The 25,559-nt window shown below is 64.5% G+C and carries 17 protein-coding genes, 2 tRNA genes, 3 rRNA genes and 1 other RNA gene; 19 read left to right on the forward strand and 4 right to left on the reverse strand.

Going from position 1 to position 25,559, the window contains the following annotated elements; translation table 11 throughout:
• The first annotated feature begins 84 nt into the window (after positions 1-84).
• Both ACYBYQ_RS03215 and msrA read left to right on the forward strand, forming a co-directional pair.
• Complete coding sequence (locus ACYBYQ_RS03215) at positions 85-423, forward strand: c-type cytochrome (RefSeq protein WP_459616949.1); 339 nt, start codon at positions 85-87, stop codon at positions 421-423.
• 21 nt (positions 424-444) lie between these two features.
• Positions 445-1,002 carry a peptide-methionine (S)-S-oxide reductase MsrA gene (msrA, locus tag ACYBYQ_RS03220; RefSeq protein ID WP_459616950.1) on the forward strand — a complete coding sequence of 186 codons (558 nt, stop codon included), beginning with the start codon at positions 445-447 and terminating at the stop codon, positions 1,000-1,002.
• A gap of 47 nt (positions 1,003-1,049) precedes the next feature.
• Here msrA and hppD read toward each other — a convergent pair whose 3' ends face one another.
• Positions 1,050-2,162 (reverse strand): 4-hydroxyphenylpyruvate dioxygenase, encoded by a 1,113-nt coding sequence (gene hppD, locus ACYBYQ_RS03225; protein ID WP_459616951.1) that lies wholly within the window; start codon positions 2,160-2,162, stop codon positions 1,050-1,052.
• Between the two features lie 144 nt (positions 2,163-2,306).
• On the opposite strand from hppD, the gene ACYBYQ_RS03230 reads away from it, so the two are divergent.
• The 7 genes from ACYBYQ_RS03230 (at position 2,307) to ACYBYQ_RS03260 (ending at position 9,456) form a co-directional block, all read left to right on the forward strand.
• The gene (locus ACYBYQ_RS03230) at positions 2,307-2,789 is read left to right on the forward strand and encodes an Lrp/AsnC family transcriptional regulator (RefSeq protein WP_459616952.1); all 483 of its coding nucleotides are present in this window, start codon (positions 2,307-2,309) and stop codon (positions 2,787-2,789) included.
• A gap of 753 nt (positions 2,790-3,542) precedes the next feature.
• A 16S ribosomal RNA gene (locus ACYBYQ_RS03235) occupies positions 3,543-5,073 on the forward strand.
• Between the two features lie 104 nt (positions 5,074-5,177).
• A tRNA-Ile gene (locus ACYBYQ_RS03240) sits at positions 5,178-5,254 on the forward strand.
• Between the two features lie 43 nt (positions 5,255-5,297).
• Positions 5,298-5,373 (forward strand) — tRNA-Ala (locus ACYBYQ_RS03245).
• A 342-nt stretch (positions 5,374-5,715) separates the two neighbouring features.
• Positions 5,716-8,596: ribosomal RNA gene (locus ACYBYQ_RS03250) — 23S ribosomal RNA — on the forward strand.
• A gap of 187 nt (positions 8,597-8,783) precedes the next feature.
• Positions 8,784-8,896 (forward strand): 5S ribosomal RNA (gene rrf, locus ACYBYQ_RS03255).
• The 16S, 23S and 5S rRNA genes sit together here with 2 tRNA genes alongside, the layout of an rRNA operon.
• A 230-nt stretch (positions 8,897-9,126) precedes the next feature.
• Entirely contained in the window at positions 9,127-9,456 is a 330-nt protein-coding gene (locus ACYBYQ_RS03260) for a DUF4870 family protein (RefSeq protein WP_459618696.1), read from the forward strand.
• Between the two features lie 207 nt (positions 9,457-9,663).
• On the opposite strand, the gene ACYBYQ_RS03265 is transcribed toward ACYBYQ_RS03260, so the two are convergent.
• Positions 9,664-9,942 carry an SWIB/MDM2 domain-containing protein gene (locus ACYBYQ_RS03265; RefSeq protein WP_459616953.1) on the reverse strand — a complete coding sequence of 93 codons (279 nt, stop codon included), beginning with the start codon at positions 9,940-9,942 and terminating at the stop codon, positions 9,664-9,666.
• 156 nt (positions 9,943-10,098) lie between these two features.
• On the opposite strand from ACYBYQ_RS03265, the gene ACYBYQ_RS03270 reads away from it, so the two are divergent.
• Both ACYBYQ_RS03270 and pyrC read left to right on the forward strand, forming a co-directional pair.
• Positions 10,099-11,292 carry a M20 aminoacylase family protein gene (locus tag ACYBYQ_RS03270; RefSeq protein WP_459616954.1) on the forward strand — a complete coding sequence of 398 codons (1,194 nt, stop codon included), beginning with the start codon at positions 10,099-10,101 and terminating at the stop codon, positions 11,290-11,292.
• Between the two features lie 8 nt (positions 11,293-11,300).
• Positions 11,301-12,359, forward strand: coding sequence for a dihydroorotase (gene pyrC / locus ACYBYQ_RS03275; protein WP_459616955.1), 1,059 nt, complete (start codon positions 11,301-11,303; stop codon positions 12,357-12,359).
• Positions 12,360-12,361: 2 nt separating this feature from the next.
• On the opposite strand, the gene ACYBYQ_RS03280 is transcribed toward pyrC, so the two are convergent.
• Positions 12,362-14,191 (reverse strand): ATP-binding cassette domain-containing protein, encoded by a 1,830-nt coding sequence (locus tag ACYBYQ_RS03280; RefSeq protein WP_459616956.1) that lies wholly within the window; start codon positions 14,189-14,191, stop codon positions 12,362-12,364.
• An 86-nt stretch (positions 14,192-14,277) separates the two neighbouring features.
• Between ACYBYQ_RS03280 and rnpB the strand changes: the two genes are divergently transcribed.
• From rnpB to murD, 8 genes are all read left to right on the forward strand, one after another.
• Positions 14,278-14,697, forward strand: an RNA gene (gene rnpB, locus ACYBYQ_RS03285) — RNase P RNA component class A.
• A gap of 269 nt (positions 14,698-14,966) precedes the next feature.
• Positions 14,967-15,395, forward strand: a complete 429-nt coding sequence (gene mraZ, locus ACYBYQ_RS03290; protein WP_459616957.1) for a division/cell wall cluster transcriptional repressor MraZ — start codon at positions 14,967-14,969, stop codon at positions 15,393-15,395.
• Positions 15,396-15,403: 8 nt separating this feature from the next.
• Positions 15,404-16,483, forward strand: a complete 1,080-nt coding sequence (rsmH, locus tag ACYBYQ_RS03295) for a 16S rRNA (cytosine(1402)-N(4))-methyltransferase RsmH (RefSeq protein WP_459616958.1) — start codon at positions 15,404-15,406, stop codon at positions 16,481-16,483.
• Entirely contained in the window at positions 16,483-16,776 is a 294-nt protein-coding gene (gene ftsL / locus ACYBYQ_RS03300) for a cell division protein FtsL (RefSeq protein WP_459616959.1), read from the forward strand. The genes rsmH and ftsL overlap by 1 nt, the downstream gene beginning before the upstream one ends.
• A complete protein-coding gene (locus tag ACYBYQ_RS03305; RefSeq protein ID WP_459616960.1) occupies positions 16,773-18,503 on the forward strand; it encodes a peptidoglycan D,D-transpeptidase FtsI family protein in 1,731 nt (576 codons plus the stop codon). The genes ftsL and ACYBYQ_RS03305 overlap by 4 nt, the downstream gene beginning before the upstream one ends.
• The gene (gene murF / locus ACYBYQ_RS03310) at positions 18,500-21,337 is read left to right on the forward strand and encodes a bifunctional UDP-N-acetylmuramoyl-L-alanyl-D-glutamate--2,6-diaminopimelate ligase MurE/UDP-N-acetylmuramoyl-tripeptide--D-alanyl-D-alanine ligase MurF (protein WP_459616961.1); all 2,838 of its coding nucleotides are present in this window, start codon (positions 18,500-18,502) and stop codon (positions 21,335-21,337) included. Before ACYBYQ_RS03305 ends, murF begins: the two co-directional genes overlap by 4 nt.
• Positions 21,327-22,496 carry a phospho-N-acetylmuramoyl-pentapeptide-transferase gene (mraY, locus tag ACYBYQ_RS03315; protein WP_459616962.1) on the forward strand — a complete coding sequence of 390 codons (1,170 nt, stop codon included), beginning with the start codon at positions 21,327-21,329 and terminating at the stop codon, positions 22,494-22,496. The genes murF and mraY overlap by 11 nt, the downstream gene beginning before the upstream one ends.
• Complete coding sequence (murD, locus tag ACYBYQ_RS03320; RefSeq protein ID WP_459616963.1) at positions 22,493-24,025, forward strand: UDP-N-acetylmuramoyl-L-alanine--D-glutamate ligase; 1,533 nt, start codon at positions 22,493-22,495, stop codon at positions 24,023-24,025. Before mraY ends, murD begins: the two co-directional genes overlap by 4 nt.
• Positions 24,026-24,176: 151 nt before the next feature.
• On the opposite strand, the gene ACYBYQ_RS03325 is transcribed toward murD, so the two are convergent.
• On the reverse strand, positions 24,177-25,358 hold the full coding sequence (locus ACYBYQ_RS03325; protein WP_459616964.1) for an IS110 family RNA-guided transposase: 1,182 nt from the start codon (positions 25,356-25,358) through the stop codon (positions 24,177-24,179).
• Positions 25,359-25,559: the final 201 nt, after the last annotated feature.

Consider the following 25,559-nt stretch of genomic DNA (forward strand, 5'->3'; position numbering starts at 1 on the left):
CCGCTGCAAGGCGGGCTCGCGGCGGCGGGCACGGGCGGTACGCCGCACGCCATGATGGCACTTCGCCCTTGGGGAACGCACACAATGCATAGCTTGAATCGGTTGGCGCTCTGTGGCTTGCTGGGCCTCCTGGCAAGTCCGGGGGCGGGCGCACAGACTGTCGGTGGCGAAGGGTTGGCGCGCAGCAAGGCCTGCATGGCCTGTCACCAGGTCGAGGACAAGCGGGTGGGGCCGCCATTGCGCAGCATCGCCGAACGCTACGCCGGCCAGGCGGAGGCGCTGGACTATCTGGCGGGCAAGATCCGCGGCGGCGGGCGGGGCGCCTGGGGCGCGGTGCCCATGCCGGCGCAGCCGCAGGTCAGCGAAGACGAAGCACGGCAGCTGGCGCAGTGGGTGCTGTCGCTTTCTCCCGCCAAACCCTGATTTTCGTATCGAGGAGTCATCATGGCAGAACAGCAAGCGGCATCCGGGCACGAGGTCGCCATTTTGGGCGGTGGCTGCTTCTGGTGCACCGAAGCGGTTTTCAAGGACCTGCGCGGCGTGGTCGAGGTCATGCCCGGCTACTGCGGCGGGCATGTCGAGCATCCCACATACGAGCAGGTCTGCGGCAAGCAGACCGGCCACATCGAAGTGGCGCGGGTGGTGTTCGATCCCAAGGTGCTCTCTTATGCGGATCTGCTGCGCGTGTTCTTTGCCACGCACGATCCCACGACGCCGGGCCGCCAGGGCAACGATGTGGGGCCACAGTACGAGTCGGCCATCTTCTGGCAGACCCCTGCGCAGCGGCAGGCGGCCGAGGAGGTCATCGCCGAACTCTCTTCGCAGGGCGTTTTCGATGCCCCCATCGTCACCAAGCTGCTGGAGCCCGCCACCTTCTGGCCGGCCGAAGACTACCACCGCGATTATTTCGCCCTGCACCCCGAGCAGGGCTATTGCCAATTCGTCATCGCGCCCAAGGTTGCCAAGTTCCGCAAGCAGTTCCAGGACCGGCTGTCGGGTTGACGTGTCCCGGCGTGCCGGGCCGGCAGCCCTGGCACGCCGGCGCAGCGTCAGTCTGCGGTCTTCACCACGCCGCGGCGCATCTGGTCGAGCTCGATCGATTCGAACAGGGCCTTGAAGTTGCCTTCGCCGAATCCCTCGTTGCCCTTGCGCTGGATGATCTCGAAGAAAATGGGCCCGATCTGGTTCTCGGTGAATATCTGCAGCAGCAGGCCGCCGTCGGGCGAGCCGTCGAGCAGGATACGGTTCTTCTGCAGGCGGGCCACGTCCTCGCCATGGTTCGGAAGGCGCCGGTCCAGCAGCTCGTAATAGGTTTCTGGCGTGTCGAGGAACACCACGCCGTTCTGCCGCAGGGTCTCGATGGTGCTGTAGATGTCGTCGGTGCCCATGGCGATGTGCTGGATGCCTTCGCCGCGGTAGAGATCCAGGTATTCCTGGATCTGGCCCTTCTCTTCCGTGCCTTCCTCGTTGATGGGAATGCGGATGTTGCCGCACGGCGAGGTCATGGCCTTGGACTTCACCCCCGTGACCTTGCCCTCGATGTCGAAATAGCGCACTTCGCGGAAGTTGAACAGGCGCTCGTAGAACTCCGCCCATTCCGCCATGCGGCCCTTGTGCACGTTATGGGTCAGGTGGTCTACCACCGTGAGGCCGGCGCCGGCATGGGTCAGGTCGGCTTCGGCGCTGGCCTTGTCGATGGGTTCGAAGTCCACGTCGTAGATGCTGATGTCGCCGATGCCGCCGTGGCCGTTCTTGCCGCGCCAGCGGTCCACGAGGTAGATCAGCGAATCGCCGATGCCCTTGATGGCGGGGATGTTGAGCTCCATCGGGCCGCTGTGCGAATCGAAGCCCCAGGCACCCAATTCGAGGGCGCGTTTGTAGGCCTTGGCGGCGTCGTCCACGCGAAAGCCGATCGCGCAGATCGACGGCCCATGCAGGCGGGCGAAGCGCTGGGCGAAGGAGTCGGGCTCGGCATTGATCAGGAAGTTGATGCCGCCCTGGCGATACAGGGTCACATCCTTGTGGCGGTGCCTGGCGATGGCCTTGAACCCAAGCAGTTCGAAGACCCGGCGCAGCGCCGCCGGGTCGGGAGCGGTGTATTCGATGAACTCGAAGCCGGACGTTCCCATGGGGTTGTCCCAGGGCTGAAACTGGTTTTCCACGATGCTCTCCTTTGCATGTCAGGCTGTGCTGCCTGTAGAACCGGCATTGTAGGGAGCGAGCCCCGGCAGACGATTGCAAAGATGGCCGTGACAAGGCCCAGGTAAGCCATAATCTATCTCGATACTTTGTTTTTGAGGCAGAAAATGGCTGAAAATGAACTTGACAGGATAGATCGGCGCATCCTGGCGGAATTGCAGCGCGATGGCCGGCTCAGCAACCAGGAGCTGGCGGAGCGGGTTTCCCTCTCTCCCAGCCCCTGCCTGCGGCGGGTGCGCCGGCTGGAGGAGCAGGGCTACATAAAACGATATGTGGCCCTGGTCGACGCCGAGCGGGTGGGGCTGGGGCTGCTTGCCTATGTCACCATCCGGCTCAACAAGCATGTCGGGGGCAGTCACGCGCCCATGTCGGAGTTTGCCCGCGACGTGCAGCTGTGGCCGGAGGTGGTGGAGTGCTATGCCATGTCGGGCGACATGGACTACCTGTTGCGCATACAGGTCGCCGATCTGGCCCATTTTTCCCGATTCGCCATGGATACGCTCATGCAGCACCCCGCTGTGGTGGATATGCGGTCTTTCTTCGCGCTCCAGCAGATCAAGGAAACCACCGAATTGCGCCTGCCCGTCTGAATCGCCCAGCAAAAGGTGACGCGTCAGGCCGCGCCACATGTACGGATATCAAAAAAAGTGCCACATCCGGCGCGCACTGCCGCAGAACCTGTGCTATAGTTCGCCCCCTTCGCAGCGAGCCCGGAGTTTTCAGGGTTGGCGAGCGGGGCCCGGAGGTGGTTTAGGCACGGGTTGGATGCTGTGGGGTTGATACGGCCCTGTTTGCGAAGTCCAAGAGATCTGTGCTATAGTTTCGGGCTCGGCGGTTGAGTCGAACACAGGGTAAACCCTTAGGTCTTTATGGCCCGGTTCCTGGGGCGACGAGGCGGTCGAGGCAAGGCGGTTATGCAAGGCAGGGCGCAAGCCCGGGCGGGCAGATCGGCGCGGGCGGTGAGTGAATGTTGCGGCCCACGATGATTTGACAGCCTGAAAAAATGTCTTCATAATCTCGCTTCTTCGCTACTGACACAGCGCTGCAACAACAAGCGGTGCGGTGGAAGTGGGGAAGGGAAGCGAATACAGCAGTAGGCAGTACCCCGTTCTTTAACAACGAAACAACCGATAAGTGTGGGCGCTTGATGCGCAGCCGCACGGGTCGATGGGTGGTCTGGATCTCAGGATCTAGGTTGTTCATGGATCCGAACGCGCAAGTATCAAGAGCTCACAGAGAAGTAAGGTTTGAGGTTTCCGATTTATCGGGGATCGCGAGCCCTGCTTCCTTTGAGTCATGCGAAGCGCGGCGCATTTATGTGCTGCGTGAATTAAACAGAGATTGAACTGAAGAGTTTGATCCTGGCTCAGATTGAACGCTGGCGGGATGCTTTACACATGCAAGTCGGACGGCAGCACGGGCTTCGGCCTGGTGGCGAGTGGCGAACGGGTGAGTAATGTATCGGAACGTGCCCAGTAGCGGGGGATAACTACGCGAAAGCGTAGCTAATACCGCATACGCCCTACGGGGGAAAGCGGGGGACCTTCGGGCCTCGCACTATTGGAGCGGCCGATATCGGATTAGCTAGTTGGTGAGGTAACGGCTCACCAAGGCGACGATCCGTAGCTGGTTTGAGAGGACGACCAGCCACACTGGGACTGAGACACGGCCCAGACTCCTACGGGAGGCAGCAGTGGGGAATTTTGGACAATGGGGGCAACCCTGATCCAGCCATCCCGCGTGTGCGATGAAGGCCTTCGGGTTGTAAAGCACTTTTGGCAGGAAAGAAACGGCTCTGGCTAATACCTGGGGCAACTGACGGTACCTGCAGAATAAGCACCGGCTAACTACGTGCCAGCAGCCGCGGTAATACGTAGGGTGCAAGCGTTAATCGGAATTACTGGGCGTAAAGCGTGCGCAGGCGGTTCGGAAAGAAAGATGTGAAATCCCAGGGCTTAACCTTGGAACTGCATTTTTAACTACCGGGCTAGAGTGTGTCAGAGGGAGGTGGAATTCCGCGTGTAGCAGTGAAATGCGTAGAGATGCGGAGGAACACCGATGGCGAAGGCAGCCTCCTGGGATAACACTGACGCTCATGCACGAAAGCGTGGGGAGCAAACAGGATTAGATACCCTGGTAGTCCACGCCCTAAACGATGTCAACTAGCTGTTGGGGGCTTCGGCCCTTGGTAGCGCAGCTAACGCGTGAAGTTGACCGCCTGGGGAGTACGGTCGCAAGATTAAAACTCAAAGGAATTGACGGGGACCCGCACAAGCGGTGGATGATGTGGATTAATTCGATGCAACGCGAAAAACCTTACCTACCCTTGACATGTCTGGAATCCTGGGGAGACCTGGGAGTGCTCGCAAGAGAACCGGAACACAGGTGCTGCATGGCTGTCGTCAGCTCGTGTCGTGAGATGTTGGGTTAAGTCCCGCAACGAGCGCAACCCTTGTCATTAGTTGCTACGAAAGGGCACTCTAATGAGACTGCCGGTGACAAACCGGAGGAAGGTGGGGATGACGTCAAGTCCTCATGGCCCTTATGGGTAGGGCTTCACACGTCATACAATGGTCGGGACAGAGGGTCGCCAACCCGCGAGGGGGAGCCAATCCCAGAAACCCGATCGTAGTCCGGATCGCAGTCTGCAACTCGACTGCGTGAAGTCGGAATCGCTAGTAATCGCGGATCAGCATGTCGCGGTGAATACGTTCCCGGGTCTTGTACACACCGCCCGTCACACCATGGGAGTGGGTTTTACCAGAAGTAGTTAGCCTAACCGCAAGGAGGGCGATTACCACGGTAGGATTCATGACTGGGGTGAAGTCGTAACAAGGTAGCCGTATCGGAAGGTGCGGCTGGATCACCTCCTTTAAGAGCGAAGCGTCTGCGTGTTGAAGCGTCCACGCTTATCGGTTGTTTGTTGAAGGTATATGGCTGCTGGATCGACAAGTTGATCCGAGAGTTCGAAGAGTCTGGGGTCTGTAGCTCAGTCGGTTAGAGCACCGTCTTGATAAGGCGGGGGTCGTTGGTTCGAATCCAACCAGACCCACCAAGTATTGCCGGGGTCTGGGGTTGGTTGAGGCTGTCGGGGATATGGGGGTGTAGCTCAGCTGGGAGAGCACCTGCTTTGCAAGCAGGGGGTCATCGGTTCGAACCCGTTCACCTCCACCAGTTCTTGGCGGTGGGTGCGGGCGAGAGAGCGGTGGTTGTCGTCGGTTGGGTGTTGTGGGTTGGGTGTATCAGGCAGAGCATAACGATGAATGCTGCGAGGCAGTGTTGATCGTTGGGTTTTGCCCAATGAAGCTATATATCGTTCTTTAACAATCTGGAAGAAGCACAACGTAAAGTGTTCATCGAACATCGGCGCGAGCCGGTGGAGATGGATACGGGTTGTGATTGCATGATTTTGTTCCAAGTCTCAAGACTGGTTAAGTGAAAGCTTTGCCAGATGCTTTGAACTTATGAACGGCACAAGCGCGAATGAACAGCACCTATAAGACTTAAGTGTTATAGGATCAAGCGACTAAGTGCATATGGTGGATGCCTTGGCGATCACAGGCGAAGAAGGACGTGGTAGCCTGCGAAAAGCTGCGGGGAGCTGGCAAACAAGCATTGATCCGCAGATGTCCGAATGGGGAAACCCACTGCGCAAGCAGTATCCCTGGCTGAATACATAGGCCAGTGGAGGCGAACCGGGTGAACTGAAACATCTCAGTAGCTCGAGGAAAAGAAATCAACCGAGATTCCGAAAGTAGTGGCGAGCGAAATCGGAACAGCCTTTACGATTTAGCTTATAACTTAGCCGAACGGAATGGAAAGTCCGGCCGTAGCAGGTGATAGCCCTGTAGGCGAAAAGTTGTAGGTGGAACTAGGCGTAAGAGAAGTAGGGCGGGACACGTGAAATCCTGTCTGAAGATGGGGGGACCATCCTCCAAGGCTAAATACTCGTGATCGACCGATAGTGAACCAGTACCGTGAGGGAAAGGCGAAAAGAACCCCGGAAGGGGAGTGAAATAGATCCTGAAACCGTATGCATACAAACAGTCGGAGCCTCTTTAAGGGGTGACGGCGTACCTTTTGTATAATGGGTCAGCGACTTACATTCAGTGGCGAGCTTAACCGGATAGGGAAGGCGTAGCGAAAGCGAGTCCGAATAGGGCGTCTAGTCGCTGGGTGTAGACCCGAAACCAGATGATCTACCCATGGCCAGGTTGAAGGCACGGTAACACGTGCTGGAGGACCGAACCCACTAGTGTTGAAAAACTAGGGGATGAGCTGTGGATAGGGGTGAAAGGCTAAACAAATCTGGAAATAGCTGGTTCTCTCCGAAAACTATTTAGGTAGTGCCTCAAGTATTACTGCAGGGGGTAGAGCACTGTTATGGCTAGGGGGTCATGGCGACTTACCAAACCATGGCAAACTCCGAATACCTGCAAGTACAGCTTGGGAGACAGAGCACCGGGTGCTAACGTCCGGACTCAAGAGGGAAACAACCCAGACCGCCAGCTAAGGTCCCGAATTATCGCTAAGTGGGAAACGAAGTGGGAAGGCATAGACAGTCAGGAGGTTGGCTTAGAAGCAGCCACCCTTTAAAGAAAGCGTAATAGCTCACTGATCGAGTCGTCCTGCGCGGAAGATGTAACGGGGCTAAGCGATAAACCGAAGCTGCGGGTGTGTACTATGTACACGCGGTAGGAGAGCGTTCCGTAAGCCTGCGAAGGTGGCTTGTAAAGGCTGCTGGAGGTATCGGAAGTGCGAATGCTGACATGAGTAGCGATAAAGGGGGTGAAAAGCCCCCTCGCCGTAAGTCCAAGGTTTCCTGCGCAACGTTCATCGGCGCAGGGTGAGTCGGCCCCTAAGGCGAGGCAGAGATGCGTAGCTGATGGGAAGCTGGTTAATATTCCAGCACCGTCGTACAGTGCGATGGGGGGACGGATCGCGGAAGGTCATCAGGGTGTTGGAAGTCCCTGTTGCTGCATTGAAGATGGCGCTTAGGCAAATCCGGGCGCGTAAATCAAGGGTGTGGCACGAGCAGACATGTTCTGCGAAGTGATTGGAAGTGGTTCCAAGAAAAGCCTCTAAGCTTCAGCTGTACGAGACCGTACCGCAAACCGACACAGGTGGACGGGATGAATATTCCAAGGCGCTTGAGAGAACTCAGGAGAAGGAACTCGGCAAATTGATACCGTAACTTCGGGAGAAGGTATGCCCCGGTAGGGTGATGCGCCTGCGCGCTGAGCCTGATGGGGTCGCAGAGAATCGGTGGCTGCGACTGTTTATTAAAAACACAGCACTCTGCAAAGACGAAAGTCGACGTATAGGGTGTGACGCCTGCCCGGTGCCGGAAGGTTAAGTGATGGGGTGCAAGCTCTTGATCGAAGCCCCGGTAAACGGCGGCCGTAACTATAACGGTCCTAAGGTAGCGAAATTCCTTGTCGGGTAAGTTCCGACCTGCACGAATGGCGTAACGATGGCCACACTGTCTCCTCCTGAGACTCAGCGAAGTTGAAGTGTTTGTGATGATGCAATCTACCCGCGGCTAGACGGAAAGACCCCATGAACCTTTACTGCAGCTTTGCATTGGACTGTGAACCGGCCTGTGTAGGATAGGTGGGAGGCGCAGAAACCGAGTCGCCAGATTCGGTGGAGCCGACCTTGAAATACCACCCTGGTTTGTTTGCGGTTCTAACCTAGGTCCGTTATCCGGATCGGGGACAGTGCATGGTGGGCAGTTTGACTGGGGCGGTCTCCTCCCAAAGCGTAACGGAGGAGTTCGAAGGTACGCTAGGTACGGTCGGAAATCGTGCTGATAGTGCAATGGCATAAGCGTGCTTGACTGTGAGACTGACAAGTCGAACAGGTGCGAAAGCAGGACATAGTGATCCGGTGGTTCTGAATGGAAGGGCCATCGCTCAACGGATAAAAGGTACTCTGGGGATAACAGGCTGATACCGCCCAAGAGTTCATATCGACGGCGGTGTTTGGCACCTCGATGTCGGCTCATCTCATCCTGGGGCTGTAGCCGGTCCCAAGGGTATGGCTGTTCGCCATTTAAAGAGGTACGTGAGCTGGGTTTAAAACGTCGTGAGACAGTTTGGTCCCTATCTGCCGTGGGCGTTGGATACTTGACGGAGCCTGCTCCTAGTACGAGAGGACCGGAGTGGACGTACCTCTGGTGTACCGGTTGTCATGCCAATGGCATTGCCGGGTAGCTAAGTACGGAAGAGATAACCGCTGAAGGCATCTAAGCGGGAAACTCGTCTGAAGATTAGGTATCCCTGGGGGCTAGACCCCCCTGAAGGGTCGTTCGAGACCAGGACGTTGATAGGTCGGGTGTGCAAGCGCAGTAATGCGTTAAGCTAACCGATACTAATTGCCCGTGAGGCTTGATCCTATAACTCTCAAGTCTTAACACACATAGGCCGCTGTACCCACAGCGCAAGCCGTTCAATACGAAATCACACGCAACCCGCGTTGCCCCGCCGTGCGCACACCGCGCACCCCGCGCGCGCATCGCCACCGTTGTCGCTTCTTCCAGTTCCAAGCCGTTGACTCCCGCGTCAACCGCTTACCCGGTTACGCCTGACGACCATAGCAAGGTGGCCCCACTCCTTCCCATCCCGAACAGGACAGTGAAACGCCTTCGCGCCGATGATAGTGGACGTACGTCTGTGAAAGTAGGTCATCGTCAGGCTCTTATCCCCCAAAACCCCCGCCGTCAACCGGCGGGGGTTTTGCTTTTTGGGCAACGCACGCGCGATGCGTGCATCCGGAAGCCCATTTTCTGCTCCTGGCTGACATCGTTTCGAAATAACAACGCAAACCGGAGGCGCCGGCTTTGTGCGGTAAGATTGTCCTAAATCATTCGATGGAGCCGTTATCGTGACCGATCCTCAGTTTTCTCCCGAGTCCCGGCCATCCGCCATGGATCTGCGCACGCTTACCCACGTGGCCTACGGCCTGTTTGCGTTGGGCTTCGTCACAGGCGGCTTCCTGGGCGTGGCTACGCTGGCCGCGGTGGTGCTCATGTACGTCAAGCGCGGGGATACGGCGGGCACCATGTACGCCTCCCACTTCGACTGGCTGCTGCGCACCTTCTGGTGGTCGCTGCTCTGGCTGGCCGTCAGCGCCATCGCCACACTGATCTTCATCGGCTGGCTGGGCGTGATCGCCACGGTCGTCTGGACCCTCTACCGCCTGATCAAGGGTTGGCTTGCCCTGCTCGAGGGTGTGGCGCCCACGCCGTACGCCTGAACAGGCGCGCAGCAGGGCTGCGCATGACAAAACACGCGGCTGGCCATGATGCCAGCCGCTTTTTTTTCTACGCCAGCAGCGCAGCAGGGGGGGCTAGAGGGGAAGTTGGCCGGACGGCCGGCAGGGGCATGCCGCCTGATGCGGCCCTGGCGGGCGGCGCGCAGCGGCGAGGCAGGACGTACGCCGTACGTCCTCGACCTTGTTCTCTTACTTCAGATGGGCATTGACCAGCTTGGTCAGTTCGAACATCGTGACCTGGTCCTTGCCGAAGATCGGGCGCAGCTTGGCGTCAGCGTTGATGTTGCGCTTGTTGCTGGCATCCTGCAGGTTGTTTTGCTTGATGTAATCCCAGATCTTTTTGGTGACCTCGGTGCGCGGCACGGCTTCCGGGCCGATGACCGCAGCGAGTTCGGCGCTGGGCGTCAGCGGCTTCATGAACGCGGCATTCGGCTTGCGCGTGGTCGCGGTTTTGGAGGGTGTGGCCATAACTCGGCTCTCCTTCTCTGGTGGTTGGAAAAGTGATCCTGCGGGCCGCAGCATAACGTGTCTCTCCCCCAAAGACAAAGCCATTTATCCTCTGTATCCTCTGTAGCATCTAAAATCGGCGGAATCGTTCTGCCACGCGGTATCCTGTAACTGCCCATGTACGCGCGCTCACCCCTCGAGTCCATCCGGCTCTTCCACGACGAGCTCACGGCCCTGCGCCGCGACCTGCATGCCCATCCGGAGCTGGGCTTCGAAGAGGTGCGCACGTCCGGCATCGTGGCGGGTGCGCTCGAGGCGCTGGGCATCGAAGTGCACCGCGGCATCGGCAAGACTGGCGTGGTGGGCGTGATCCGCGGCAAGCGCTGCGACAGCGGGCGCATGATCGGCCTGCGCGCCGACATGGATGCGCTGCCCATGACGGAAGAGAACAGTTTCGACTACAAGTCCACGAAGTCGGGGCTGATGCATGGCTGCGGCCACGACGGCCATACGGCGGTGCTGATCGGCGCTGCGCGCTACCTGGCCCAGACGCGCAATTTCGACGGCACGGCCGTGCTGATCTTCCAGCCCGCCGAGGAAGGGCGCGGCGGCGCCAAGGCCATGATGGACGACGGCCTGTTCGATACCTTCCCCTGCGATGCCATCTATGCGCTGCACAATTGGCCCGGGTTGCAGGCCGGTACCATAGGCATCAATCCCGGCCCGATGATGGCGGCGGCCGATCGCTTCGAGATCGTCATCGAGGGCCGCGGCGGCCATGGCGCCCATCCCTACCAGACCATAGACCCCGTCACCGTGGCCGGGCATCTCATCACCGCGCTCCAGACCATCGTGTCGCGCAACGTGAATCCCCTGGATTCCGCCGTGCTGTCGATAGGCTCGATGCAGGCCGGCCACCCCGGCGCCATGAGCGTGATTCCGCGCGAGGCGCGGCTGGTGGGCACGGTGCGCACCTTCCGCAAGACGGTGCAGGAGATGGTCGAGGCCCGCATGCGCGAGCTGGCGGGCAGCATTGCCGCGGCATTCGGCGCAACGGCGCGCGTGAACTACGAGCGCATCTATCCCGCCACGCTCAACACGCCGCAGCACGCCAATCTGGTGGCCGACATCGCTACCGAAATGGTGGGCAAGGAAAACGTGGTGCGCGACCTCACGCCGTCGATGGGGTCCGAAGATTTCTCGTTCATGCTGCAGGCCCGGCCGGGCGCCTATTTCCGCCTGGGCCAGGGCGGCGCCGAATCCGGCTGTTTCCTGCATAATCCTCGTTTCGATTTCAACGACGCCGTGATTCCCCTGGGCAGCGCCATGTTCTGCGCGCTGGCCGAACGGGGCATGCCGCTGGCCGAATAGGCGCTTTCATGTCTGCTTCCCATACCCTGACGCTGGTGCGTCCCGACGACTGGCACCTGCATCTGCGCGACGGCGCTGCCCTGGAGGCCGTCGTGGCCGACACGGCGCGCCAGTTCGCGCGCGCCATCGTCATGCCCAATCTCAAGCCGCCGGTCACCACCACAGCCCAGGCCCTGGACTACCGCGAGCGCATCCAGCGCGCGCTGCGCAAGGCGGGCGTGGGCACGGGCGTGTTCACGCCCCTCATGACGCTCTACCTCACCGACAATACGCCGCCCGAAGAGATCGAGCGCGCGCATGCCTCGGGCCATGTGCAGGCCGTGAAACTGTATCCCGCCGGCGCCACGACCAACTCGGATGCGGGCGTCACCGATCTTCTGGGCAAGTGCGGCAAGACGCTGCAGGCCCTGGAAAAATGCGGCATGCCGCTGCTGGTGCACGGCGAAGTCCCGGATCCCGGCATCGACGTGTTCGACCGTGAAGCCGTATTCATCGAGCGGGTGATGCAGCCGCTGCGTCGTGCGTTCCCGGGGCTCAAGGTCGTCTTCGAGCACATCACCACCCGGGATGGCGCGCATTATGTGCGCGATGCGGATGGGCCGATCGCCGCCACGATCACGCCGCAGCACCTGCTCTACAACCGCAATGCGCTGTTCACCGGCGGCGTGCGCCCGCACTGGTACTGCCTGCCCATCCTCAAGCGCGAGGAGCACCGGCAGGCCTTGCTGGATGCCGCCACCAGCGGCAACCCGCGTTTCTTCCTGGGCACCGACAGCGCGCCGCACGCGCGCGGGCTGAAGGAGCATGCCTGTGGCTGCGCGGGCTGCTATACCGCGCTGCACGCCATGGAACTGTATGCCACCGCCTTCGAGCGCGCCGGGCGGCTGGATCGGCTCGAAGCGTTCGCCAGTTTCCATGGCCCCGACTTCTATGGCCTGCCGCGCAATACCGGCACCTTGACCCTGCGCCGCGAGGAATTCCATATCCCCGCGGAGGTGCCTTTCGGCGAGACCTCGCTGGTGCCCCTGGCGGCCGGCGAATCGCTGGACTGGCGCGTGGAGGCCTGAAGTCAGCCTTCGGGCTGCTCGCCGGCGCGGCGCGCCTCGAGCTGCTCCCAGCGCTCGAAGCGGGACTCCAGCTCGGCCTGCAGCGTGGCCAGCGCTTCATTGATGCGCGCCACTTCGTCGGGCGCGTCGCGGTAGAGCGAGCCATCGGCCAGCTTCTCCGTGAGCGCCGCCTGGCGCGCCTCGATGTCGGCAATGGCATCGGGCAGTCCTTCGAGTTCCCGCAATTCCCATGACGTGAGGCGCGTGGTGCGCGCCGGCTTGCTGCGCGCCGGCGCCGGCCGGGCTGCGGCCTCGTCGCCGCGCTCCGAGGCAGCCTTGCCGGTGTCGGATGCGGGCGCTGGCCGCTGCGCGACCCATTCGTCGTATCCGCCTACGTAGTCCCGCCAGATGCCGTCGCCTTCGCTGGCGATGGTCTGGGTCACGACGTTGTTCAGGAATGCGCGATCGTGGCTCACCAGCAGCACGGTGCCGGTGTATTCCTGCAGCAGTTCCTCGAGCAGTTCAAGGGTCTCGATGTCGAGATCATTGGTGGGTTCGTCCAGCACCAGCACGTTGGCCGGCCTCGCGAACAGGCGCGCCAGCAGCAATCGGGCGCGTTCGCCGCCCGACAGGCTGCTGACGGGAGAGGCCGCGCGGGCCGGCGAGAACAGGAAGTCACCCAGGTAGCTCATCACGTGCTTGCGGGTCCCGCCTATTTCCACCCATTCGCTTCCCGGGCTGATGACGTCGGCCAGTGTGGCCCGTTCGTCGAGCTGCTCGCGCATCTGGTCGAAATAGGCCACCGCGACGTTGGTGCCCAGGCGCACGGTGCCGCTGTCGGGCGCGAGTTCGCCGAGGATGATGCGCAGCAGCGTGGTCTTGCCCGCGCCGTTGGGGCCAACGATGCCGATGCGGTCGCCACGCAGCACGGTGGTGGAGTAGTCGCGCACCACCTGCCGCTCGCCGTATGCCTTGCTCACGTGCTCGAGTTCGGCCACCAGCTTGCCCGAGCGCTGTCCTTCAGCGAGCGCCAGGTTCACGTTGCCCACGCGCTCGCGGCGCTGCGCGCGCTCCACGCGCAGGCGCTCCAGCCGGCGCACCCGGCCCTCGTTGCGTGTGCGCCGGGCTTCCACGCCCTTGCGGATCCAGACTTCTTCCTGGGCCAGCAGCTTGTCGAAGCGCGCCTGCTCCAGGCGCTCGGCTTCCAGCCACTGGGCCTTGCGCTCCTGCCATTGCGAAAAATTGCCCGGGAAGCTGAGCAGCTTCCCGCGGTCGAGTTCGACGATGCGCGTGGCGACGGCATCGAGGAAGCGGCGGTCGTGGGTGATGATGACGGCGGCTCCTTTCCAGCTGCGCAGCAGCGATTCCAGCCAGGCAATGCCTTCGAAGTCCAGATGGTTGGTGGGTTCGTCGAGCAGCAGCAGGTCGGGTTCGTCGACCAGCGCCTGCGCCAGCGCAACGCGCTTGCGCATCCCGCCCGACAGCCCGCCCACCGCGGCATCGGCCGGCAGGCCGAGCCGCTCCAGCGTGGCACGTACCCGCGCCGGACGTTCCCAGTCTTCGGGGTGGGCCTCCAGCCGGCTGATCGCCTCGTAGATGGTGGCGGCCTCGTCGAGGGCCGGCTCCTGTTCCACCGTGGCCACCCGCAGCCCTGAGGTGCGGGCGATATCGCCATCGTCGGGCTGCGCACGGCCGTCGAGCAGGCGCAGCAGCGAAGACTTGCCGGCGCCGTTGCGGCCGATCAGGCCGATGCGTTCGCCCTGCTGCACGGCCAGGTCGGCATGATCCAGCAGGGGATGGTGGCCGTAGGCCAGTTGAACGTCGGTGAGCGTGATGAGGGTGGTGGTAGCCATGAGGCCCTGTAGAGAAAGCGTCAGGGGATATTGTCGCAGGAACCCGCCGGGCCGCCGCCCAGTGCGGGGGCGGTACAATGGCGGTGCAGGCAGGTCGGGCAATCGCGGCGGCGCGTTCCGTCGAGGAAGGTCCGGACTCCACAGGGCAGGATAACGGCTAACGGCCGTCCGGCTGGCCGGCGGTCTCACCACCGCCGACCGGGCGAGGAACAGGGCCACAGAGACGAGTCTGCGAGGCGGGCGCGCCATCGGCGCGCACCGGCACGGCCATCTCCGTGCCGTGCCGTCCGGCAACGGGCGGCGGCGTCGCAGGGTGAAACGCGGCAACCTCTATCCGGAGCAACATCAAATAGGCATGCGTGCGGCGCTTCGGCGCCGGGAAGGGCGGCCCGTCCGAGCATGCGGGTAGATGGCTACAGCCAGGCAGCAATGCCTGGCGCAGAGGAATGATTGCCCGCCGGGGAAGCCCGGCGTACAGAATCCGGCCTACAGACCTGTCCTGCACAGATTCCGCGGTCCGCGTACCCAACCGGCACGCAAGGTAAGACAATGCAAAGCCGGTTCCGGCGGGCCTTTTTCGGCGATTCTCAGGAACGACTTTTAGTTGACCCTGCAACCCCCTGATTTCTCAGGGGGTTTTTTCGTGCGCCCATTTACAGATTGCCCTAAGTCCTTGTTGTGATTGAAAAAATTGCAACCACTCGCTTGACCGGCCTGTGCCGTTCCCGTAGAGTGGGAAAAAGTAGGAATTTGTGCAACTAAGTGGGGCGAATTGGTGTTTCAGGGTAGCAGCGCGCTGACGATGGATGCCAAGGGGCGGATCTCGATTCCGACCCGGTATCGTGACGCGCTCGCCGAGCAGGCTGACGGCAAGCTGACCCTGACCCGCCACCCGGATGGCTGCCTGCTGGTGTATCCGCGGCCCGAGTGGGAGAAGAAGCGCGAGCAGATCGCCGCTTTTCCCATGTCGGCGCGTGCGCTGCAGCGGCTGTTGCTGGGAAACGCCCAGGATGTCGAGATCGACGGCGCCGGCCGTGTCCTCATCGCACCTGAACTGCGCAACGCTTCCGGTATGGCGCGCGAGGTGATGCTGCTTGGCATGGGCGCTCACTTCGAGCTGTGGGATGCCGCTTCCCTGGCCCGCCGCGAGGCGGAAGACCTGGCCAAGGGGATGCCGGACGTGTTGAACCAGTTTTCGTTCTGAAACCGCGTATGGACTTCGAACATCGGCCCGTGCTGCTGGAGCCGACGGTGGACGCGTTGCTGCTGCCCGAATTCGGCGGCAAGGGCGCGGCCCGGTCGCCCCGGCGGGATGCGCAGGCCGACCTCCGTCGCCGGGAGCAGGGCATCTACGTGGACGGGACGTTCGGGCGCGGCGGACACAGCCGCGAGCTGCTGGGTCGGATAGGTCCCCAGGCTCGGCTGGTGGTGTTCGACAAGGATCCGCAGGCCATTGCCGTGGCCCGGGAGCTGGCCGCCGCCGACGCGAGAGTGGACGTGGTGCATGGCGGCTTCGCCACCATGGCAGAAGAACTGAAGGACCGCGGCATCGAGCAGATCGATGGCGTGATGCTGGACCTGGGCGTGTCCTCGCCCCAGGTCGACGATGCCGGGCGCGGCTTCTCGTTCATGCGGGAAGGGCCGCTCGACATGAGGATGGATACCAGCCGCGGCGTCACCGCCGCGGAGTGGCTGGCGCAAGCCAGCGTGGATGAGATGCGGGAGGTCATCGCGGATTATGGCGAAGAACGGTTTGCTTTTCAGGTTGCAAAGGCGATTGCTGCTCGCCGCGCAACACGGCCGCTGCGCACCACGCTCGAGCTTGCCGAGTGCGTCGCCAGCGCCGTCCGCACGCGCGAAAAGGGCCAGCATCCGGCCACACGCACCTTTCAGGCTCTACGGATTTACATCAATCGGGAACTCGAAGAGCTCGCGCGCGCCCTCGCGTCAGCTCTAGATCTGCTCGCCCCGGGGGGGAGGTTGGCGGTGATCAGCTTTCATTCGCTGGAAGACCGCATGGTCAAGCAGTGCATCGCGGCGGCCGCCCGGCCGGCCGCGGGGCACCCGCGCCTGCCCCTGCGGGAAAGCGAGCTCCCCCAGCCGGTGTTGCGGCCGCTGGGCCGCGTGCTGGCCAGCGACGAGGAAATCGCGGCCAATCCACGCGCCCGTTCGGCGGTGCTGCGCGCCGCCGAACGCACCGACGTGCCGGTGGGCGACGCGGCGGGATTCGTTCCCGATGAGCCGCTGGCGGCGCGCGCGCGGCGCGCGCCTGCGCGCGGCAGGAGGCAATGATGGGGCGCCTGAGCGTGGTCATCGCCGCCTTGTTGATGCTCTCTGCCATTTCGCTGGTCACGAGCCGGTATCAGTCGCGCCAGCTGTTCGTCGAGCTGGGCCGCAGCCAGGCCGAGGCGCGTGACCTGGACATCGACTGGCGCCGCCTGCAGCTCGAACGCGCCGAGCTGGCACGCAATGCGCGGGTCGACCGCGCGGCGCGTGAAGAGCTCAAGCTGATTCCCATCGTGCCCGACCGCACCATCTACATCAACCAGGCGCCCATTGCCGAGCCCTCCGGAGGCGCGCAATGAAGCGCGTCCCGTTCTTCGACAATCCCGTGCTGCGCGGCCAGCTGCCGATGTGGCGCGCGCGCCTGGTGTTGATCCTGCTCTTCGGCGGCTTCCTGGTGCTGGCAGGACGGGCCCTGTTCCTGCAGGGGCTGTCCACCGAATTCCTGCAGCAGCAGGGCGAGCGCCGCTACGAGCGCACCCTCACGCTGGCGGCCACGCGCGGCAAGATCCTCGACCGCAATGGCGTGGTGCTGGCCTCCAGCGTGCCGGCGCGGGCCATCTGGGCGATTCCGGAAGACGCCCGGCAGGCCGATGCCAAGCAGTTCGGCGCGCTGGCCAGGCTGCTCGAGATGCCCGAGTCCGATCTGCGCGGCCGCCTGGCCGACGAAGAGCGCAATTTCGTGTACCTGAAGCGCCAGGTGCCGATGGACGTGGCCGAGAAGATCAAGGCGCTGGGCATGCCCGGCATCCACCAGCAGCCCGAGTCGCGCCGCTATTACCCTGAAGGCGAGGTCACGGCACACGTGGTGGGCTTCAACAACGTCGAGGACCAGGGCCAGGAAGGGGTGGAGCTCAGCTTCAACGACCTGCTGTCCGGCAAGCCGGGGAGCAGGCGCGTCATCAAGGACCGCCTGGGCCGCGTCATCGAGGACGTGCAGGCGGTGAACCTGCCTGTGGACGGCCGCGACCTGCGCCTGTCGATCGATACGCGGCTGCAGTACCTGCTGTACAAGGAACTCAACGACGCGGTGACCAAGCACGAAGCGCGCGGCGCCACCGCCGTGATTGTCGATGTGCGCACCGGCGAGATCCTGGCGCTGGCCAGCCTGCCCACCTTCGACCCCAATCGCCGCGACACGCTCACCGCCACCAATCTGCGCAACCAGGCGATCACCGACACCTTCGAGCCCGGCTCGATCATGAAGCCGTTCACCGCCGCGCTGGCGCTGGACCTGGGTCGCGTCACGCCGGGCACGCAGTTCGATACGGGCAATGGCCGTTTCCAGTACCAGGGCAGCACCATCAGCGACGTGAGCCGCAATGGTGTCCTGGACGTGGCCGGGATCCTGCGCCGGTCCAGCAACATAGGCATGACCATGATCTCGGAGCGCCTGGAGGCGCGCGAGATGTGGAACCGCTTCACCGAACTCGGGTTGGGCCAGGCGCCCCAGCTTGGATTCCCCGGCGCGGCGCCGGGCCGCCTGCGGCCCTGGGAGCGCTGGCGCCTGATCGAGAAGGCCACCATGGCCTATGGCTACGGGCTGTCGGTTTCGCTGCTGCAGGCGGCGCGCGCGTATACCGTGTTCGCGCGCGATGGCGACATGGTGTCGCTCACGCTGGTCAAGCGCGACAGCGCGCCTACCAGCGTGCGGGTCTATACCCCGCACACCGCGCAGCTGGTGCGCTCCATGCTCGAGGCCGCGGCCGGTCCGGATGGCGCCAAGGCCGCCCAAGTGCAGGGCTACCGCGTCGCGGGCAAGAGCGGCACGGCGCGCAAGATCATCGACGGCAAGTACAGCACGCAGCGCTACCGCAGCTCTTTCGTGGGTTTCGCGCCCGTGTCCGACCCCAAGATCGTGGTGGCGGTATCCATCGACGAGCCCAAGGTCGGCGGCTACTACGGCGGCGCCATCGCTGCGCCGGTGTTCTCCCGGGTCGTGGGCGGCAGCCTGCGCCTGATGGGCGTGCAGCCGGACGCGCCGTTCGAGTCGACCATCGTGGCCGGCGTGCCGGAGGGCGGGCAATGAGCGAACGGACGCCAGCCCTGCCCATGCCCGCCGCGACCTCGGCCCAGGTCCTGGATTGGCTGCGCGCGCGCGTACGCGCCGACGCGCACCTGCACCTGGACTCGCGCCAGCTTGCATCCGGCGACGTATTCATTGCCTGCGCGGGCCTGCGCACGGATGGGCGGCTATATATAGAGCAGGCGCGGGCTCGCGGCGCCGCCGCCGTGCTGTGCGAAGCCTCCGGCGACGCGTCGCCCGCCGGGGCGGACGTGCTGCCTGTGGCCGGGTTGCGCGCCATGCTGGGCGAGCTGGCCGATGCCTGGTATGGCAGGCCGTCCGCCGGACTCAGTGTGGTGGCGGTGACGGGCACCAATGGCAAGACCTCATGCGTGCACTGGATCGCTGCCGCCCTCACGCGGCTGCAGCGGCCCTGCGGCAGCATCGGCACGCTCGGCGCCCGGCTGCCCGATGGTACCCTGCTGGCCGAAACCCTGACCACGCCCGACGTGCTGAGCACGCATCGGCTGCTGGCCCGCATGCGGGCCGCGGGAGCGGTGGCCGTCGCGCTGGAAGCGTCCTCCATCGGGCTGGAGCAGGGGCGGCTGGACGGCGTGCGCATCGCGGTGGCGGGCTACACCAATTTCACGCGCGACCACCTGGACTACCACGGCGACATGGCCGGCTACGAGCAAGCCAAGGCCCGCCTGTTCCGCTGGCCCGGGCTGGGCGCGGCGGTCATGAACATCGACGACCCGGTCGTGGCGCGCCTGGCAGCGGGGCTGCCTGCCGGGATGGCCACGGCATGCTCGCTGCGCGGCGATGCGGCCGCCGAGGTGCGCGCGCGCGATATCCGGCCTGCCGCCGACGGACAGGTCTTCACGCTGATGATGCCGGAGGGCGAGGCGCAGATCCTTACGCGCCTCCTCGGCGCGCACAACGTCGCCAACCTGCTGCTGGTGGCCGGCGTGCTGTCGCGGCTGGGCCTGGGATTGAGCGAGGTCGCGCGCGAACTGGCTGCCGCCGAGCCCGTGGCTGGCCGTCTCGACGTGGTCGGCACCGGCGTGCCGGGCCTCGCCGGCACGGCGCGCGCTCCGCTGGCCGTGGTGGACTACTCTCATACGCCCGACGCCCTGGCCCGGGCCCTGGCTGCGCTGCGCCCGGTGGCGCAGGCACGCGGCGGCCGCCTGGTGTGCCTGTTCGGCTGCGGCGGAGGCCGCGACGCGGGCAAGCGTCCCGAGATGGGCCGCATCGCGGGCGAGCAGGCCGACGAAGTCGTGATCACGAGCGACAACCCGCGCGACGAGCAGCCCCAGGCGATCATCGCGCAGGTCCTTGCCGGACTGCCCGCGTCTGCCCGGGCCATCGTCGAGCCCGACCGGGCCCGCGCGATCCTGCAGGCCCTGTGGCGCAGCGCTTCGCAGGACGTCGTGCTGCTGGCCGGAAAGGGCCATGAAACCTATCAGGAAGTGGCGGGGCAGAAACTCCCCTTCGACGACCGCGAGTGGGCGCGGCTGGGCCTGCTGCTGCCGCAGGTGCCCGGCTTGTCCACCGATACCCGGCGCATCGATGCCGGACAGCTGTTCCTGGCGCTGGCCGGCGACAATTTCGACGGCCACGATTATCTCGCCCAGGCCCAGGCGGGCGGCGCCTGCGCAGCCATCGTGGCGCACCGCGTCGCGGACTGCAGCCTGCCGCAGATCGTGCTGGGCGACACGCGCCAGGCGCTGGGCCGCATCGGCGCCGCCTGGCGCGGCGGCTTCCGCCTCCCTGTGATTGCCGTCACCGGCAGCAACGGCAAGACCACGACCAAGGAAATGATCGCCGCCGTACTGGCTGCCTGGCAGGGCGAGGCGCACCGCCTGGCGACGGCGGGCAACTTCAACAATGACATCGGCGTGCCGCTCACGCTGCTGCGCCTGCGTTCCGAACACCGTGCGGCGGTATTCGAGCTGGGCATGAACCATCCTGGCGAGATCGCCACGCTGGCGGCCATGGCGGCGCCCACCGTGGCCCTGGTCACCAATGCGCAGCGCGAGCACCAGGAATTCATGCATTCGGTGGAAGCCGTCGCGGAAGAGAATGGTTCCGTGCTGGCGGCGTTGCCCGACGACGGCGTGGCCGTGTATCCGGGCGACGAACCGTACCTGCCCATCTGGGAAAGGCAGGCTGGCGCGCGCCGGACGCTGCGCTTCGGCCTGGAGCCGGGGCTGGACGTGTACGCGCAGGACGTGTCGTTCGATGCTTGCGGCACGACGTGCACCGTGGTCACCCCCATGGGCACCGGCAGCCTGACGCTGTCCGTGCCCGGCCTGCACAACCTGCGCAACGCGCTGGCGGCCATCGCCTGCAGCCTCGGGGCCGGCGTGCCGCTGTCGGTGGCCCTGCAGGCGCTGGCCGGGTTCCAGGCCGTGTCCGGACGGATGCAGCGCAAGACGCTGGACGACGGCACCGTGCTGGTCGACGACACCTACAACGCCAATCCGGATTCGGTGCGGGCGGCCATCGACGTGCTGGCCAGCCTGCCGGCGCCGCGGGTGCTGGTCCTGGGCGACATGGGAGAGGTGGGCGAGAACGGCCCCGCGATGCACGAGGAGGTCGGCGTCTACGCCCGCGAGCGCGGCATCGACGCCCTGCTGACGCTGGGCGAGGCCAGCCGCGGGTCGGCGGCCGCGTTCGGCGCGCAGGCCCGCGCCTGCGCCTCCGTGGATGAAATCGTCGTCGCCCTGCGCGCCATCGCGCCGGGCAGTGTTCTGGTCAAGGGTTCGCGCTTTATGCGCATGGAGCGGGTAGTGCAGGTTTTTTCTACGAACAACAACAACAGGCCCGAAGGGCAGGGAGACCGGCATGCTGCTTGAGATCGCACGCTGGCTGTCGGATGACGTGAGCGCCATCGGCGTGTTCCAGTACATCACACTGCGAGCGGTGTTCGCCTGCGCGACCGCCCTGCTGATCGGCCTGCTGGCGGGCCCTCGCGTGATCCGCAAGCTGACCGAGATGAAGATCGGCCAGGCCGTGCGCGCCTATGGCCCGCAGACCCACCTGGTCAAGACCGGCACGCCCACCATGGGCGGGGCGCTGATTCTCATCGCCATCGCGATCAGCACGCTGCTGTGGGCCGACTGGACCAATCGGTTCGTGTGGGTGGTGCTGCTCGTGACGTTCGGCTTCGGCTGGATCGGCTGGATGGATGACTATCGCAAAGTCGTGCACCGCGATCCCGAAGGCATGCCCGCGCGGCAGAAGTTCTTCTGGCAGGCCACGATCGGCCTGGTGGCTGCCATCTACCTGGCCTTCGCCGTGTCGGCGCCCGCCAATACCGAGCTCTGGCCGCTCTTCAAGGCCTGGGTCTCCAGCGGTTTCGCCATGCCGCTGCCCACGCGCGCCGACCTGATCGTGCCGTTCTTCAAGAGCGTGAGCTACCCGCTGGGCGTGCTCGGCTTCGTGGCGCTCACCTGGGCGGTGATCGTGGGCACGAGCAACGCCGTGAACCTCACCGACGGTCTGGACGGGCTGGCCATCATGCCGACCGTGATGGTCGGTAGCGCGCTGGGCATCTTCGCTTATGTGGTAGGCCGCGTGGACTACTCCAAGTACCTGCTGTTTCCCTACATCCCCGGCGCTGCCGAGCTGATGGTGCTGTGTGCGGCGATCGGCGGCGCGGGGCTGGCCTTTCTGTGGTTCAACGCCTATCCGGCCCAGGTGTTCATGGGTGATGTGGGCGCGCTGGCCCTGGGCGGTGCGCTGGGCACCATCGCGGTGATCGTGCGCCAGGAAATCGTGCTGTTCATCATGGGCGGCGTGTTCGTGGTCGAGACGCTGTCGGTGATGATGCAGGTCACCTGGTTCAAATACACCAAGCGCAAATACGGAGAAGGGCGACGGATCTTCCGCATGGCGCCCCTGCACCACCACTTCGAGGTGGGCGGCTGGAAGGAAACCCAGGTCGTCGTGCGCTTCTGGATCATCAGCATGATGCTGGTGCTGGTCGGGCTTTCTACATTGAAGTTGCGATGAACGTGAATGACGCCACCCGTGATGACGCGCCGCTCGTCCTGATCCTCGGATTGGGCGAGACGGGCGTGGCTGCCGCGCGCTGGTGCGCCCGTGCGGGCGCCCGGCTGCGCGTGGCCGACACGCGTGCCCGGCAGGGTGGCCTGGAAGCCCTGCAGCAGGCGCTCTCGGCCGCCGAGGTGGAATACCGGCTGGGCTGCGGCGATGTCTTCGAGCCGGAGCTTCTCGACGGCGTTGCGCAGGTCGTGCTCAGCCCGGGCCTGCCGCCGGCCCAGGCGCCGGCCCAGGCGCTGCTGTCCGAAGCCGCGGCGCGCGGCATCGAAGTGGTGGGCGAGATCGAGCTGTTCGCCAGGGCGCTGGCCCGGCTTGCCGAATCGCGCGGGTATCGGCCGCGGCTGCTGGCCGTGACCGGCACCAACGGCAAGACCACGGTCACGGCCATGACGCGCCAGCTGGTCGAGGCCTCGGGATTGTCGGTGCGCGCGGCGGGCAACATCGGTCCGGCCGCGCTCGCGGCGCTGATGGATGCGCTCGATGCCGACGCGCTGCCGCAGGTGTGGGTGCTGGAGCTGTCGAGTTTCCAGCTCGAGACCACGCACAGCCTGTCGGCCGATGCCGCCGTGGTGCTCAATGTCTCGCAAGACCACCTGGACTGGCACGGCAGCATGGACGCCTATGCTCGCGCCAAGGCCCGCCTGCTCGGCATGGCTGGCGTGGCCATCGTGAACCGGGACGATGCGCTCACCGTGGGCATGGTCGATGCACTGGACGCCATGTCGGTGCGCAGTTTCGGCCGCGACCTGCCCGAGCGGGTCGGCGACATGGGCCTGGAACTGGGCGATGGCGTGGCATGGCTTGCCGCCTGCGAGCCCGAGGATTTCGACGAGCCGGCGCCACCCGTGCGCAGGAAAAAAAACGCGCCGCCGCCCACGCGGCCCACGGGGCGCCTGAGCCGGCTCATGCCGGCGGACGCCATGCGGGTGCGCGGCATGCACAACGCCATGAATGCGCTGGCGGCGCTGCTGCTGGCGCGCACGCTGGGACTGGGCTGGGGGCCGATGCTGCGCGCCCTGCGCGACTACGCCGGAGAACCGCATCGCGCCGCGCTGGTGCGCAATATCGGCGGCGTGGACTACATCAACGACAGCAAGGGCACCAACGTGGGCGCCACCGTGGCGGCGCTGGAAGGCCTGGGCCAGCCGGTGGTGCTGATTGCCGGCGGACTGGGCAAGGGCCAGGATTTCTCTCCCCTGGCCCCGGTGGTCGCCCGCCACGCCCGTGCAGTGGTGCTGATCGGCACCGATGGCCCGGCCATAGGCGAGGTGCTGGCAGCCACCGGCGTGCCGTGCGTGCCGGCCGGCGACATGCGCGAAGCCGTACGCCGCGCCGCCGACCTCGCCCAACCCGGCGACGCCGTGCTGCTCTCTCCCGCCTGCGCCAGCATGGACATGTTCCGCAACTATCCCCATCGCGGCCAGGTCTTCGCCGACGAAGTCACCGAACTCGCACTGGATCGGGGGGAAGTGGCATGAGCCCGCAGAACCGCTTCAAGGGCGAATTCCCCCTCGGGGGGAGGGGCGCGCAGCGCCAAGGGGGCCCATTGCTCCCGCAGAACCGCTTCAAGGGCGAATTCCCCCTCGGGGGGAGGGCGCGTAGCGCCAAGGGGGCAGCCTAATGTTTTTGTCAAGCGTTCATAGCCGACGTACGAAGGCTGAATGGCGTGCGGTCGCGCAGCACGGCCCACAGGACATTGACGCGCCGTCGCGCCAGCGCGATGACGGCCTGGTGGTGGCGCTTTCCTTCTTGTCGTTTGCGCGCGTAGAAGGCTCGGCTGTCGGGGCTTCGCAGCGAGGCGAAGGCCGCCTGGTAGAACACGCGCTTGAGCCCCTTGTTGCCACCGTGGGGCCGCTGCAAGCGGCGGGATTTGCCGGACTGCTTGAGTACGGGAGCCAGGCCGGCGGCAGCGGCCAGGGCATCAGCGGATCGGAAGCGCGCGATGGAGCCTGCCTCGGCGATGAACTGGGCGGTCATCAAGGCCCCCATGCCCGGCAGGCTTCGGATGAGGGCCGCATCAGGGTGCGCGCAGAGGCGTTGCCCGATGTCGAGATCGAGTCTGGCCAGTTGCTCCAGAGTATGCCTGGCTTCGGCGGCGAGCTCCTTGATCAGCCGGGCGGTCAGGGTTTCTCCGGGCACGGTAATAGTTTGCCGGGCTGCGGCGCCGCGGGCTGCGGCGATGAGCTTGTGCGCGTAGCTGCGGTTGGCCATCGCCCCCAGGGCCACACGCAGCTGCTCGTCACTGGCTTGGCGCCACTCCAGTGGCGTGACGAACTGGCAGAGCAGAACCAAGGCCGTCTTGCTGGTGAGGTCCAGCGCATGTTCGAGTTCGGGAAAGATGCTTACCAGCAGGTCGTGCATGCGCGCCAGGCGGCGCGTCTGTTCGGCGACCAGATCGCCGCGCCGCGAGACGAGCAGCCGCAGTTCGATATCCAGCTCGCTCTGAGCCGTCACGGGCCGCAGATCCGTGCGCGTGCGCACTTGATCGGCGATGACGCGCGCATCACGCGGGTCGCTCTTGGACTCGCCGCCCACCGTGCCCTGGCGGGCACGATTGACGGCCAGGCCGCTGACGTGAACGAGCTCGAAGCCGGCATGCAGCAGCATCGCCTGGGCCAGCGAGGCGATACCACCCAGCACATCGATGCCGATACGCCACGGCGCCGGCAGCGCTTGCAGTTCGGTCACCAGCCGTTGCAGGTCTTCGGGAGTGTTGAGCAACTTGCGGTTAATAAGTGCGTTGCCGCCAGGGTCAATGGCGCAGACCCAATGAACCTCCTTGGCGACATCGATTCCGACGAAGGTCGTCATGATCAGTCTCCTTGGCTATCGGTCAGGCATCCCTTGCACGCCAACTTCGCCCTACACAGCGATCAATCGCAAAGCCTAATCAGTGGTCGACAAGAGAGGGTGCAGAGGGGGGAAATGCCTCCTGAGCCATCAAGGGCAGCCAGCATGAAAACCATCCCCTCGCACCGCCTGGAACCTAACTTGGCATGCTATCCCAGGCAC

Source organism: Bordetella sp. 2513F2 (assembly GCF_054642735.1).